The organism is Fibrobacter sp. UWP2, from assembly GCF_900141705.1.
Classification (GTDB): domain Bacteria; phylum Fibrobacterota; class Fibrobacteria; order Fibrobacterales; family Fibrobacteraceae; genus Fibrobacter.
In genome coordinates this window covers 1-13,633 of record NZ_FQYM01000045.1, presented here as the reverse complement: position 1 = coordinate 13,633, position 13,633 = coordinate 1, and the positions used below count along the sequence as shown (strand labels likewise).

Annotated in this window: 14 protein-coding genes and 1 tRNA gene; 12 read left to right on the top strand and 3 right to left on the bottom strand. The window is 52.8% G+C overall.

Annotated elements, in window-relative coordinates:
• The 6 genes from BUB55_RS13085 to BUB55_RS13060 form a co-directional block, all read left to right on the top strand.
• Window positions 1-816, top strand: an 816-nt coding sequence (locus BUB55_RS13085) for a toxin-antitoxin system YwqK family antitoxin (RefSeq protein ID WP_369828174.1), incomplete at its 5' end; no start/stop codon positions are given.
• Window positions 817-882: 66 nt separating this feature from the next.
• On the top strand, window positions 883-1,170 hold the full coding sequence (locus tag BUB55_RS13080; protein WP_073192209.1) for a UPF0175 family protein: 288 nt from the start codon (window positions 883-885) through the stop codon (window positions 1,168-1,170).
• Entirely contained in the window at window positions 1,167-1,652 is a 486-nt protein-coding gene (locus BUB55_RS13075; protein ID WP_073192207.1) for a PIN domain-containing protein, read from the top strand. The genes BUB55_RS13080 and BUB55_RS13075 overlap by 4 nt, the downstream gene beginning before the upstream one ends.
• A gap of 267 nt (window positions 1,653-1,919) precedes the next feature.
• Window positions 1,920-2,357, top strand: a complete 438-nt coding sequence (locus BUB55_RS13070) for a V-type ATP synthase subunit K (protein ID WP_073192205.1) — start codon at window positions 1,920-1,922, stop codon at window positions 2,355-2,357.
• An 18-nt stretch (window positions 2,358-2,375) separates the two neighbouring features.
• On the top strand, window positions 2,376-2,975 hold the full coding sequence (locus BUB55_RS13065; protein ID WP_234971939.1) for a V-type ATP synthase subunit K: 600 nt from the start codon (window positions 2,376-2,378) through the stop codon (window positions 2,973-2,975).
• Window positions 2,866-4,023, top strand: coding sequence for a cation:proton antiporter (locus BUB55_RS13060; protein WP_234971940.1), 1,158 nt, complete (start codon window positions 2,866-2,868; stop codon window positions 4,021-4,023). Before BUB55_RS13065 ends, BUB55_RS13060 begins: the two co-directional genes overlap by 110 nt.
• A gap of 30 nt (window positions 4,024-4,053) precedes the next feature.
• Here the strand turns inward: BUB55_RS13060 and BUB55_RS13055 are convergent, their stop codons facing one another.
• Window positions 4,054-4,971, bottom strand: coding sequence for a peptidoglycan DD-metalloendopeptidase family protein (locus tag BUB55_RS13055; protein ID WP_073192200.1), 918 nt, complete (start codon window positions 4,969-4,971; stop codon window positions 4,054-4,056).
• 145 nt (window positions 4,972-5,116) lie between these two features.
• Between BUB55_RS13055 and BUB55_RS13050 the strand changes: the two genes are divergently transcribed.
• From BUB55_RS13050 to BUB55_RS13025, 6 genes are all read left to right on the top strand, one after another.
• Complete coding sequence (locus tag BUB55_RS13050; RefSeq protein ID WP_073192198.1) at window positions 5,117-6,529, top strand: glycine--tRNA ligase; 1,413 nt, start codon at window positions 5,117-5,119, stop codon at window positions 6,527-6,529.
• Window positions 6,530-6,640: 111 nt separating this feature from the next.
• Window positions 6,641-7,921, top strand: a complete 1,281-nt coding sequence (locus BUB55_RS13045) for an FISUMP domain-containing protein (protein WP_073192196.1) — start codon at window positions 6,641-6,643, stop codon at window positions 7,919-7,921.
• 33 nt (window positions 7,922-7,954) lie between these two features.
• Window positions 7,955-8,863 (top strand): FISUMP domain-containing protein, encoded by a 909-nt coding sequence (locus BUB55_RS13040; RefSeq protein WP_073192194.1) that lies wholly within the window; start codon window positions 7,955-7,957, stop codon window positions 8,861-8,863.
• Complete coding sequence (locus BUB55_RS13035) at window positions 8,863-9,267, top strand: hypothetical protein (RefSeq protein WP_143153075.1); 405 nt, start codon at window positions 8,863-8,865, stop codon at window positions 9,265-9,267. The genes BUB55_RS13040 and BUB55_RS13035 overlap by 1 nt, the downstream gene beginning before the upstream one ends.
• 9 nt (window positions 9,268-9,276) lie before the next feature.
• Complete coding sequence (locus BUB55_RS13030) at window positions 9,277-10,632, top strand: hypothetical protein (RefSeq protein ID WP_073192190.1); 1,356 nt, start codon at window positions 9,277-9,279, stop codon at window positions 10,630-10,632.
• A gap of 3 nt (window positions 10,633-10,635) precedes the next feature.
• On the top strand, window positions 10,636-11,862 hold the full coding sequence (locus BUB55_RS13025) for a hypothetical protein (RefSeq protein WP_073192187.1): 1,227 nt from the start codon (window positions 10,636-10,638) through the stop codon (window positions 11,860-11,862).
• Window positions 11,863-11,968: 106 nt separating this feature from the next.
• On the opposite strand, the gene BUB55_RS13020 is transcribed toward BUB55_RS13025, so the two are convergent.
• Together BUB55_RS13020 and BUB55_RS13015 are read right to left on the bottom strand one after the other, a co-directional pair.
• A tRNA-Asp gene (locus BUB55_RS13020) sits at window positions 11,969-12,044 on the bottom strand.
• A gap of 96 nt (window positions 12,045-12,140) precedes the next feature.
• The gene (locus BUB55_RS13015; protein ID WP_073192185.1) at window positions 12,141-13,346 is read right to left on the bottom strand and encodes an FISUMP domain-containing protein; all 1,206 of its coding nucleotides are present in this window, start codon (window positions 13,344-13,346) and stop codon (window positions 12,141-12,143) included.
• Window positions 13,347-13,633 lie beyond the last annotated feature (287 nt).

The following is a 13,633-nucleotide window of genomic DNA, read 5'->3' as shown; positions in this document are numbered from 1 at the left end:
TTGCTTGGTGTTTTTTTGCTGAACCAAATTTACAAGTTGGAGACCACCTTTTTCTTTTTGGTTGCAGAAATTTCAACTAACTTTGGGGCATCTTCATATCTCTCATTGTTTGTCGATGATGAATACTGTGGCTCGAAGGCTGTCAATTATTATGAAAACGGCAATATTCACCGTGAAATGGAAATGGATAGGGGAATGCCTGATGGAGTGCAGATAGAGTATCATGAAAATGGAACTGTTGCATTTAGGTTGAATTACAGGCGCGGCATGCCCATAGATGGAGAGTATGAAATATATGATGAGTATGGGAACTATGATGGAATGTGCGAATGTAAAAATGGCCATGCCTTTCTTTACGATGTAGTTGGAAATCTTGTAGAACATTGGGCTATATATCGTGGTCTAAGAAACGGGCTTAGCGAATTTTTAATCCCTGAAAAAAGAATACTTTATTGTTTTGAAGGGAAAACCTGTGAATCCTTAGAAGATTTTCTTGAAAAAACTTTCGACAAACTGGCCGAAAGATGGCTGTCACGTTTTTCGCAATCCTCTCAAGAATCGGTCAAAAATTCTTATAGAGACTTGTTCAGACAGGCCTACTATTTGGCCAAGCCGGATTCCCTAAATTCGCTGGAAGCACCTCGTGAAGAACTGGAACGCTGCAATTTTAGTGAAATTTCTAACGAGCGCTATGCTGACTATGTCGCAAGGGAATTTTCGTTGCGTCTTGGCCTTGCCTCTGGAGGAGAGGAAGAGCGAAGATTGGCAGTGGCCTTAAAGAGGCTGCTAAGGCCTTGTTCTAGTGCGAACCGCTGAAAATCCAAGGGTGAGTTAGGCTTGCCTTTTCCGTAAAAAAAATATATATTAGTGATGGAGGCCCCTATGGAAATGACAACAGTGCAGCTTAAGGTTCCCGTGGCTATGGAACCGTATATTGCTACGAAGCCAGATGGCGAACTTGTCCAGTTGGCCTTGTTGTTGCATCCGTTCGTGAAGAACGAGACCATTTCGCATGGTCGTGCCGCAGAAATTCTCGGTATCACGAAGTGGCAACTTATCGAACTTTACGCCAAAGAGGGTTTTGCCTATTTCGACATGGATTGGAGCGAGGTGGAAGAGGATGTGGCGACTTATGAACGCCTGAAAGCCAAAGAGGCCGCACAGGTATGATTGTCGTCTCCGATACCACGCCGCTAATTTCCCTCCTAAAAATTCGACGCCTTGATTTGCTGGAAAGCCTTTTTGGGGCTGTCCATATTCCGCAGGGCGTTTTCGACGAACTGACTGCCAACCCTGATTTTGCGGAAGAGGCGTCCGAAATCCAGGAATGCGAATTCATCAGGATTCAGGATGTCAACCCACAAGAAGTGTCCCTTTTTAGGAGAACAACTGGGCTTGACCTTGGCGAGAGCGAGGCGCTAGTCCTTACCGACAGGTTGAAAGCCGACCTGTTGCTCGTGGACGAGATACGCGCGAGACATGTCGCAAAGTCCATCGGTTTCAACATAATGGGAACGATTGGCATTTTTAGTGCTGCCTACAAAGAAGGGTTCCTTTCTGCCGATGAAATCCGTGAGGCAGTGGAAATCCTGCGTTCCAGCGGCCGGCATATTGGCGAGCGACTTTTCAAGAAGTTGCTCGAATCTCTGTAAATATGAATGAAAGGCGGTTCCTGCCGCATTTGCGTTAGGGATAGTGACCCTTGGGGACAAGACCCGCGCAGCGGGGCTTGGTTCTGGGAGGTGAGCGGCAAGCGTAAGCGAAGCCGATTGCCCCCAGAATATAGCCCGACCCACACGGTAGTGTGGGGAACGCCCAAAAGAAGACGATGGAACCGAATACAATGGTTACTCTCGCTACCGTGAGCCAGAAAGCGACTCAGCGTAAGCGAGTCGTGCTGGCGAGAGAACAACCAAAGGTTGTTCGGTCATTATAGGGGTGCTGCTGCCGCTCTCGGCATTTCGGCAATGGGCTCCGCCCTTGGTTGCGGAACGGCTGGTATGTCCGCCATCACCATGTGGAAGAAGGCTTATGCCCAGGGCAAGTCGGCACTCTTCACCTTGCTGGTGTTCGTGGGTGCCCCGATTTCCCAGACGATTTACGGCATGCTCTTGATGAACTTCATCCTGAGCAAGGCTGCTGAATCCGGCTTTACCAACTGGGGCGGCTGCCTCGGCGCCGGTATCTTCGGCGGTCTCGGCATGATGGCTTCTGCCTGGTACCAGGGCAAGTCCGCGGCCGTGGCCTGCGACGCCCTCGGTGAAACCGGCAAGGGCATGGTGAACTACCTGATGGTGCTCGGTATCGTGGAAACCGTGGCCCTGTTCGTTCTCGTGTTCTCCATGATGGTGCTCTAATCCAGCGAGGTAACACGTATGGATCAAGCTCAACTTTTAACGCTCGCGAAACTCGGCGCGGTGGCGGCCCTGGGCCTTGCCGCGGTGGGTTCTGCGCTGGGCTGCGGGACTGCCGGCATGGCAGCCATCGGGGCCTGGAAGAAGGCGTATCTCAAGGGTAAGAACGCGCTGTTTACGCTGCTCATCTTCGTGGGCGCGCCGATTGCGCAGACAATCTACGGCATGTTGCTGATGATGTACATCCTGAACAAGTCCCAGGCGGCCCCGGCCAACTGGGCTGCATACCTGGGTGTGGGCATCTTCGGTGGCATCGGCATGATGGCATCTGCCTGGTACGTGGGTAAGTCCGCTGCGGACGCCTGCAACGCCCTCGGCGAAACCGGCAAGGGCCTGGTGAACTACCTGATGGTGCTCGGTGTCGGCGAAACCGGGTTCGTCTTTTTGCTAGGTTTTGGCAAATTTTTCTATCTTTGGCACAGCTATGTTGACGTCGTTGGCGTTTATTTTTTTGCTGGGGCTCCTCCTGGGCAACCTTTTTACAAGGCTAAAACTCCCCGGAATCCTTGGCATGATGCTTACGGGCATTATACTTGGACCGCATGCGCTCGACCTGCTTAGGCCTGCTTTTTTGAACATATCGGCGGACTTGCGGCAACTTGCCCTCGTCATCATCTTGACTCGTGCTGGTCTTACGTTCAATATCCAAGAATTCAAGCGAATTGGCCGGCCGGCGCTCATGATGTGCTTTGTACCGGCGACGGTCGAGATTGTGGGCGTAGTGGTGCTTGCACCCATATTCATGGGCGTCACCTATTGGGAGGCTGCCCTCATGGGTTCGACTATTGCCGCGGTATCGCCCGCGGTGGTGGTACCGCGGATGCTTCGCATGCGCGACGAGCGCCGTGGCGTCAAAAAGGGCATTCCACAGATGCTTTTGGCGGGGGCGTCCCTCGACGACGTTTACGTGTTGGTGTCTTTCGCTGCCTTCCTCGCCCTTTTGAAGGGGGAGGAGGTCACGGCTTCGAGCTTCATGGCGGTTCCCGTCTCGATTGGCCTTGGGGGATTGGTTGGTATTGCCTGCGGGCTGTCCCTTGTCTGGTTTTTCAAAAAAAAGCACATGCGTGACACCGTGAAGGTGCTCATTATCTTCAGTTTCGCGTTCCTTCTGAACGAGCTAGAGCACGACATCGCGCACATTGTGCCCTTTAGCGGGATGATTGCCGTTGTCGCGATTGCGGCGTGCATCAATGCGAAGCACCCGGACCTCGCAAAGCGTATCTCGGGCAAGTTCAGCAAGTTCTGGGTCGCGGCGGAGATTATCCTCTTTGTGCTGGTGGGGAGCGCCCTGGATGTAAAATACGCCTTTACGGCGGGTGTCGGCGCGATTGCCGTGGTGTTCGGAGCCATGTTCTTCCGCATGGGAGGCGTACTCATGAGTGTCGCCAAGAGTGAGTTCAACAAGAAGGAATGCCTGTTCTGCATGCTGGCGTATACGCCCAAGGCGACTGTGCAGGCGGCAATTGGCGGGGTGCCGCTCAGTTATGGGCTTGCCTGCGGCAACAACGTGCTCACGCTCGCCGCGATATCGATCATGATTACAGCCCCGATTGGCGCGATTCTCATTGACAACACATACAAGAGGCTTGTCGAGAAAGACTCGAACTGAGCCGAAGGCTTACTCTTAGTACGGAAAATTTTAAGAGCAGCGGAGCACTTGGCCCGGGCGAATCATGTTCCCCTTGAGGCCGTTCAGCTTTTTGAGCTTGGTAATGGATATCCCGTAACGTCGGGCGATTTTGCCTAGGCAGTCGCCTCGGCGCACCTTGTAGTAGCGGTGTTTGGCGAGTTCCTTTTGGTACTCGTCTTCTTTTGCCTGGAGGATGGCGGGGTCGATGACGGCGACCACATTGTCGTAGGTGCCCTCGGTAAAGTTGAAAACCGTGGCGGGGTCGATGTAGATGCCGTGGTAACGCATCTCGAAGTGCAGGTGGGCACCGAAGGAACGTCCGGTGTTGCCCCCAATGCCGAGAGTGTCGCCGGCCTGTAGGGTGTCGCCCACATTCACGGTCCATTTGGCGAGGTGGGCGTAGAGTGTGGTGAGGCCGTTCCCGTGGTCAATAATCACGTACTTGCCGTAGCCCTTGCGGCGACCCTGGTTGCGGACTTTGGTGACGACGCCTGCGAAGGCGGCGCGAATGGTTCGGTCTTCGCCGTGGCAAAGCCCCAGATCCACGCCACGGTGCATGCGGTAGGTGCGAATGCCGTATGGACCAGCGATTCGGCGGCTCTCGGAGGGCATGTAGGCGGTGGTCATGTCGAGGTTGAGCGACTGAATGACGCTGTCGGCAGAGGTGGAGTCGGCGGCTGCCATGTCGGCGGCGAGCTCGGCGTCGGCCTCTTCCTGGGTCATTTCGGTGGTGTCTTCGGCGGCCTCGGCGCTATCGGCTTCGGCAAGTTCTTCGGAATTACCCGCGTCATTGGCGTCGCGTGCGCTGTCGCCCGAAAATTCGCTTTCGGTGATGATTTCGGGCTTTGGCTCTTCTGCCACGTTGTCGCCCTGGGCAAAAATCGCCAAGGGTAGGGCAAGCGTTATAAAAAGGGTCTTAAAATTCATGGGCGGTAATGGGTTCAAGATAGATATTGCGCCCGGTTCTGTCAACAATCGTTTGCTTTCGTTTTTACTATCTTTGCCCCCGTCAGGGCCTACCATCCAGGTAGGTTCCTAGTCCGGCTGGAATAAGCCGATAAAGGATTATAAAATGGCAAAGAAAGTTCAGGATGCCCTCAAGGACATCATCTCCCTCTGCAAGCGCCGCGGTTTCATTTTCCCCGGCTCCGAAATTTACGACGGCCTCGCCAACACTTGGGACTACGGTCCGTATGGCGTGGAACTCAAGCGCAACATCAAGAACCTCTGGTGGAAAAAGTTCGTGACCAGCCGCCAGGACGTGCTCGGTCTCGACAGCTCTATTCTTTTGAACCCCCGCGTTTGGAAGGCCTCCGGCCACGTGGGCAACTTCTCTGACCCTCTGGTCGACTGCCTCGCTTGCCACGAACGTTTCCGTGCCGACCAGCTCTTGGAAGACAAGCTCGGCGAAGGCTGCTGCGCCGGCAAGAACTTTGACGAAGTCCACCAGATGATGATGGACAACAAGATCGAATGCCCGACCTGCGGCAAGACCGATTGGACCAAGCCCCGCGCATTCAACCTGATGTTCCAGACCGAAATCGGCGTGATCGAAGGCGAAGGCAACAAGGTGTACCTCCGTCCGGAAACGGCCCAGGGTATCTTCGTTGACTTCAAGAACATTGTCGACAACGTTCGCCCGCGCATTCCGTTCGGTGTGGGCCAGATCGGTAAGAGCTTCCGTAACGAAATCACTCCGGGTAACTTCATCTTCCGTACCCGCGAATTCGAACAGATGGAACTCGAATTCTTCTGCGAACCGGGCACCGAACTTGACTGGTACAACTTCTGGCGCAAGTACTGCTTCGACTGGCTCGTGAACGACCTCGGCGTGAACAAGGAAAAGCTCCGCCTCCGCGAACATGCCAAGGAAGAACTTTCCCACTACTCCAACGGTACCACCGACGTCGAATACGAATTCCCGTTCGGCTGGGGCGAACTCTGGGGTATCGCCAGCCGTACGAACTACGACTTGACGCAGCACCAGAACGAATCCAAGGTCAAGCAGGAATACATTGACCCGGTGCAGAACAAGCGCTACATCCCGTACGTTGTGGAACCGTCCCTCGGTGTGGAACGCCTGCTCCTCGTGCTCCTCTGCGACGCCTACGACGTGGAAAAGCTCGAAAACGACGAACGTACCGTGCTCCACTTCGACCCGAAGATTGCTCCGGTGAAGGTCGCCGTGCTCCCGCTCGTGAAGAAGGGCCAGGTGAAGGCCAAGGCCGAAGAACTCTACCAGAAGCTCCTCAACCGCTGGAACGTGGAATACGACGAAACGCAGTCCATCGGTAAGCGCTACCGCCGTCAGGACGAACTCGGCACGCCGTTCTGCGTGACCGTCGACTTCGACACTGTGGGCGAGGGTGAATCCGATCCGGCAAAGCTCGGCTTCGTGACCGTCCGCGAACGCGACTCCATGAAGCAGGAACTGGTGAAGATCGACGAACTCGAAGCTTACCTCTCTGCTAAGCTCGGCTGCTAGTATTAGCGGCTCAGCCGCGACCAAAAGACGCTCCTTCGGGGGCGTTTTTTATCTTTTTATTTATAATATTTTATATTAAAGCTTATTAGGGTTTTGTTTCAAGGAGTTTTTATGAATTTCAAGGGCTTTCTGCTCACAGTACCGGCACTAATGCTTTGCGTTTCTTGCGGCGACAATGGGAGCTATGACGACGATATCGCCTTCGGACCCCAAGTCAACATAGTGCTTAAAGACGGCAAGTTTACGGACGAACGCGACGGCAAGACTTATTCTGTGGTCAAAATCGGCTCGGACTACTGGATGGCCGAGAACCTCCGCTATGTGGACAGTTCCAAAACTCCGAACTTGAAGGGCGGCATTTGGTGCTACGAAAATTCCAAAGACAGCTGCGCCAAGTACGGTCCCTTGTATTCGTGGACGGCGGCCATGAACATCGAAAAAAAGTACGTTACAGAAGCGTACGGTAACTCCAACAGCAAAGTGACCGGCATTTGCCCCGAAGGGTGGCGCTTGCCCACTTCGCGCGACTGGCAGCAAGTGCTTTCGGCCACCCAAAACAACATGGGGGTCCAGACTGGGGTAGGTATTAAGACTGTAGAAGGCTGGGAAGTCTCGGATTCGGCCAGCAAGCCCACCAACCGTTTCGGCTTTTATGGCATGCCCGCAGGCCGCCGCAACAGCGAGAACGGCGAATTCATGAGCACCGGCAAATACGCCTTCTTTTGGTCTTCCGTCGAAAAGGACGACGGGACCAGCATTGGCTACGCCCTCCGCTACGATTCCGACTACTTGAGCGACGGCTTTTATTACAAGGACCACGGCATGTCGGTGCGTTGCATGCAGACGCCTCAATACTTGACCATTGAAGGGGATCTGGATTCTGCCTTCCTGGACGAGATTCCCTTTGAGTACGGTACGCTGGAATACCAGGGGACTGAATACAAAACGATCCGCATAGGCGAGCAGAACTGGATGGCCGAGAACATGGCCTACGACGTGGAAGGGAGCTGGTGCTACAACGACGATACCACCATCTGCAAAAAGTTTGGCCGGCTCTACAGCTACGAGCAGGCTTCCGAAGTGTGCCCCGAAGGCTGGCACCTTCCCTCGGCGGCGGAATTCCAGGCTTTGCAAAACGCCGTCTTTTACGGCAGCGCCCTCCGTTCCCGTGAAGAATGGAGCGATAAGGGGAGCCAGGGCTGGAACCTGTGGGGCTTTAACGCTTACCCGGCAGGCGGCCGTGAATCGGGAGACTACTTTGACAAGTCCCTCAGCTCATACATGTGGACTGCAGACAAGTCGGTGTTCTGGCTGCGTTATTATAGCGAAGAAATCCAGTTCATGCCCAAGGACAACAAGACCGCTTTTTCTGTGCGTTGCCTAGAAGACTAGCAGACCATTTTAAGAATAAACTATATTATGGCTATGATAAAGTTTTTTGCACTCTCTATTACGGCCATTTTTTATGTGGCCTGCAACTCGGAGCTGGGGTACGACCCCAGCGATCGCTATAGCGATAAGGCAGTCGATTTCATTGTAGATGATCTGTCGTATAACGGGCCCAAATGCAATTCGTCTTCGGAAGGGGACGTATTCTATGTAGAAAGTAATTCCACCGTATACGCCTGCATCGACGAGAAGTGGACAAAAATGAGGGAACTCAAGACGGACGAGGAAATCGATGAGGAACTCGCCGATGCGGTCCAATACAAATCGGGTGAACCCGCAAAACGCAAAATCCCCTCTGTCGACTACAGGGAGTCCAGCTTCACGGATGCTCGCAATGGCCGCACTTACAAGACGACCATTGTAGACGGCATAGAATGGATGGCCGAGAACCTGGATTATGACGATGGCAACAGCATGGTCTCTTCTCTGTGCTCCCGTTCTTTTGGGGAGGCCAACTGCCGCTTGTACAAAGTGACGTACGGTAGCGCTTTAGGTAGCAGTTCTTTGAACGATGTTTGCCCCGATGGCTTCCGTCTCCCAAGCGATAGGGAATGGGAATCCCTTTTTGAAATCCTGGGTGGGGAATACACGGCCGGGAAAATGCTGAAGGCGGTCTCCTCCGAAACAAACAGGGAATTTGGCGGGATGGACCTCGTTAAATTTTCGGCGCTTCCCGCAGGCGGTTATATCAGTGGTTACGAAACTTCTGTTGGCGAACGCGCCATGTTCAGGACATACGATGCGCAGTCTATTGCCATAATGAATACCAGCGACTGGGCGGGCGTTGTTTCTGACATCTCGTACGAGGAGTCGGCGACTAGCACAGTCTTTAAAGGTATTGACAGCCGCGACTATTACTCCATCCGCTGCATGAGGTATCGTTAATGAAAAGAGCAGCCTTGATTTTTGTGGTGCTTACCTCCCTTATGCTTGCGGGTTGCGGCTCCAGCGCCAATCTGGTCATGATTACGTACGACCACTTTGAACCGCTCTCCAAAGAAGATAAGCTCTTGATTGTGGACGCCACCGTGGTGCCCGTGACCCCCACGAACAGCGTGCCCATAGCAACCATTACGACCAATCCCGAGACTCAATGCTCGGTCGAGGCCGCCATGGATTTTTTGGTGGTGAAGGCCCGCGAGCTGGGCGCCAACGTGCTTTTTGTAAAAAAACTGCAGAACATGACGGTCTACCGTTCGTACGGCGTATACGGCGGTACCATGAAAAAGTGCGAAGCCTTTGTGGCCGATTTCCTGTATGTCAAACCTGAACCGTCCAATGAGCAATAAGGAGCGAAAATGAAAAAGATTGTTTTTGCACCGCTCCTGATTCTGCTTGCAGCAGTCGCCTTTGCCCAGGGCGCATCGCCAAAGGATTTCAGCGATTTTGAACAGAGCCTGATGGGCGAAAAAGCCGCGTCGGAGGCTCCCGACAGCGCTTCGACGGTAGATTCGTCCAGCACAACGGACGATTTTGAAAAAACTCTGGAAAGCAGACCCTCGGAACGGGAGCCTATATACATTGCCCGTGAGGAGTTGCTGGAACGGATCAAGCGGAAGGATTCCGCGGCTATCCGTGAGCAAATCGAGTCCATTGACGCCCTGGCGACCCGCGACTTGAACCCCCTTTCCGACATCGAAAAGGAGTGCGCCTACATGGAAGCAGGCATGTACAGCGACTACCTGGAACTTTTGATATCGCATTACCAGACGGCTTACGATTCCTCTAAGTTCAGCCGCGATGTCAAATACGTCCTTGACGACAAGGACGCCCTCGGCTTGTTCGTGATCGAAAAGGTCAAGGGGCAAAGCTCCGACAAGAATTACTACTACGACATCAAGGACCAAATCGAGAGTTCCGGCTTGACGGACCAGCAAAAGAAAAAAATCAAGATTTTGGTCTTGCTTCGTGACGTTTACCGCCTGCAAGGCGTTGCCGACACCTTGAAAAAGGATGCGGAAGCCTACCTGCAGCAATATCCTGACGACCCGGACGCCGAATGGCTCAAAAACAACGTTTACGAGCCGGTGGAGAGGGCGGACTTGTTTAGCTTCATGCTCAAGATGAGGAAGAAGAACAAGGAGCACGTGATTCAAGAAAAACTCTACACCGGAGGTATTGGCCTCAACATTCTGGTCCCAGACATCATCGGGATCAGCTTTGGCATGGACGACCTTTACCGCAGTGACCTTTTTGAACCTTCCGCCGACATGATCAACGCGGAACTCTACATTCAAATCAGCCGCCTTGCGCTGCTTGCCGAAATTGTGAGCCCGGGCATTGACGGTTTTTGGGGCTACGGTCTTGGAGCCGGCTTTGTGGTCTACGACAGCCGCAATTTCAAGGTAAGGCCCTATGTGGGCATCAGCATCCCTTATACCCAAATGGAAATCAAGGAAGACATTCCGCAGTTTGATTACAATAAAGGCGACATTGAGGAGGATTCTGAGGGCGATTTCAACGCCTATATTTTGGGCGTGAACCTGGACGTGAAACTGGGCACGCCCTACCTGTTCCTCTCCGACAGAAAACTCGTCACTTTTGCCGTTGTCACCAAGATGGGGCTTTCGTACGTGAACGTAGACAACCGTTTTGCCAAAGGTAGCGGCGTCTCCCTGTTTGCAAACATTGGCTTTGGCGTTTACTTCTGGTAGTTTATGAAACGATTGATTGTTTTATTGCTTTTGCTGGTGGGCGTTGCCACAGCAGACAGCAACGTCTCTAAAAAGGAGCTCTACTCCCGTGCCCGCGACGTGCTCAAGGAATCCCTCGAGAACGGCGATACCGCCAAGGGCGCCCAGGCGTTTGAATACCTAAGGGCGAACATCGAGAACGGGGCTCCGCTCATCGCATTCGAGGAGTACCTTGTCAGCATGGAGCTGGGACGCTACGAGGAGGGCATCAAGCTTTACGCAGGCATTCGCAAAATCATGTTGGATTCCTCCGCGACGGTCCCCAAGGAAACCCGTGCCTCGGCCGACGACGCTCTAAACCGCTACCTCTACAGGAACCTCTCGCCGTACACAAAGCAGGTGGCAGACTCGCTCTACGCCCGGGTCGAGGCCTCCGATATCTCAAAGGAGTACAAGGACCTGTACCGGACCATGCTGTACTCGGAACTGGTCTTGGGCATAGAGACGTTCAACTACAAAGGAGGCAAAATCGCCTTCAAGGTTGTGCGCGACACCACCTGTGCCGAGGAATTTTTGACCTACGCGAAGGACTTTACGGCGCACAACTCCCTCTCGGAGCACGCATTCTACCTCAAGGAGCAGGTCATTCCGCCGCTGCAAAAATACATGGACGAACTGCGCGAGTTCCGCAAGAACCCGCTCAAGCACAAGTACTATTCCGGCGGCATCGGGGCGTACTGGTCCGCTGCTTTTGGCGGTTATAGCGGCAAAATAGGGGACGTTTACGAGTCCCGGCGCGATGGTGACTATGTAGTCGACGTTGATTTGCGTTTCAAGAGGCTGTACTTGAACGCCCATTTTGGGGAGCAGACTTTCCACAGGGCAGAGTCCAGCGAATCCTACGACTGGGACGAGGGGCTCTCCATCTCTTCTGTCGTCTTGGGTGTCAACGTGTTTGATTGCCGCTTTGTAAGGGTGACCCCGTTCCTCGGTATGTCGGAACTGGTCATGGACCATTGGTCCAGCGACGTCTCCTTTACATTGGGCACAAACTTGGACCTCCGCCTGGGCGGGACCACCCCCAAAAGGATCGGGGACCTGGACATTGCTTTTTTGATCAGGCTAAAGTACATGGCGCACTTCGCCGAGTTTTCTTTGGAGAGTGATTCCTATCCCATTAAAGTCAAGGATGGGGACTATTCGGGGATTCTCCACACATTTTCTGTCGGGTTCGGAATCGAGCTCTGGTAGAGACTACCGGATAAACGAAAAGCCCTCTCTTTCGAGAGGGGTGTATTTGGTTTGTTTCACTTCGTTCAACAAACGAAAAAGACCTTCGAATGAAGGTCTTTTTTCGCGGGATAGACGAGGCTTGAACTCGCAACCTCCGGCGTGACAGGCCGGTGCTCTAACCAAAATTGAGCTACCACCCCAGTGGTAGGCCAAATATATAAAGATTCCCGGGGCTTGTCAAGGGTATTTGGCCTTTAAATCGAAAAAAACGTCATAAATTGCCCTTTTGAGGAGGTTTAATCCTTGAGGCAGCGGACAGAGAAGCCGCTACCCTTGGGGTAGGCGAAGGCAGATGTAGAAATGCCGATTACGCCAGTAGGTTCCTTCTCAAAGTAGTGCAGCATGCTTTGGGTACATTCGCTGCTGGCAGAAGCATAATCGTTTACGCAGTAGATGTAGCCGTCGTCGCCGGTTTCGCTATCGTTGGAGTACCAAAAGCCTGCCACGCGGTGTTCGTAATCAAAACCGCCGTTCGCCCTGCGGAATCCGCTTCCCTTGAGGTTGAAACCGACGTTGCTGGTTCTATCATCGAGTCCCTGCCATGTGGACCCGTCAACAAAGGTGTAGCCAAAACGTTGAGTTTGCAAAAACTCGTTGAATTCGTAGACGTCGGGGAGGTGCCACCCTGTGGGGCAAGCGTTTTGCGCCGCATCCCAGCTATAGAGTCTTCCGTACTGGTCGCAGTTGCTTTCCTGGTTGTTGTAGCACCAGCTATTTTCCATGCTGTAGTTGAGGTTCTCGGCCATGACGGTCACGCTGTCCAAGACCACGGTCTTGTAGACCTGGCCATCCCTGGGATCCGTGAACGATCCGTAGACCACGTCCCAGTTTCCGTTGTTGCAGGTGAACTTTTGCCCGTAGTAGGTCTTGGAGGTCCCTTGCTTGGCAGAAGTGCAACCCTCGAGGTAGTAGTTGAGTATTGCTTTTTCCCAGGTGTAGGTTATACAAATTAGCAACGTGTCATTGGATGTAGCCAAGGTTCCGTGCTTTTCTGGTACACAGTAGCCCAGTTCCTTGTCGTGTCCCTTGGGTTCTTCCCAGCGACTGTACATGCAGCGGTAGTCTATTCCTTTATAGCGCTTGATGTCGTACATTTCAACGGAATCAGACGGGCATTTGCCCAAGGTGGCGTTGACATAGGTCGTTCTCCAAGCCTTGTAAGATTCATTGCAAGAGTAAATGGTGTCATTGTATACTGCGGTTTCACCATAATTGGCGTTAGTACAGACCTTTCCAATGTAAGATGTCACTTTGTCGACATAGACCCATGCAGAGCCATTGCACATATAATTGGAACTATAGGCCGAAGTATAGGCAGAACGGTTGACGTAGTTCTTGGTGCATATTCCATAGTTACTCTCGTTTGTTTTGTACGTTCTCCAAGCATTCTCGTCGCAAACATACTTGGTCGAGTTTGCTCCTAGGACGATTAAATCCTGCATTTCACTGGTGCATGTCCCGTAAACATGGCCATGGGTGAGAATTGTCCACTTACGGTCTTGGCAAACGTAATTGCTATGTACGGAGTCCCTGCCGTCAAACAAGGTTAGTTTAGCTATGGAATCCTGTATGGCATCGGTGCAAAGACCAAACTTTGTTTCAACAGACGAGAAGGTGCGCCAAACAGAATCACAGAAGATGCCCCAAAGTTAGTTGAAATTTCTGCAACCAAAAAGAAAAAGGTGGTCTCCAACTTGTAAATTTGGTTCAGCAAAAAAACACCAAGCAA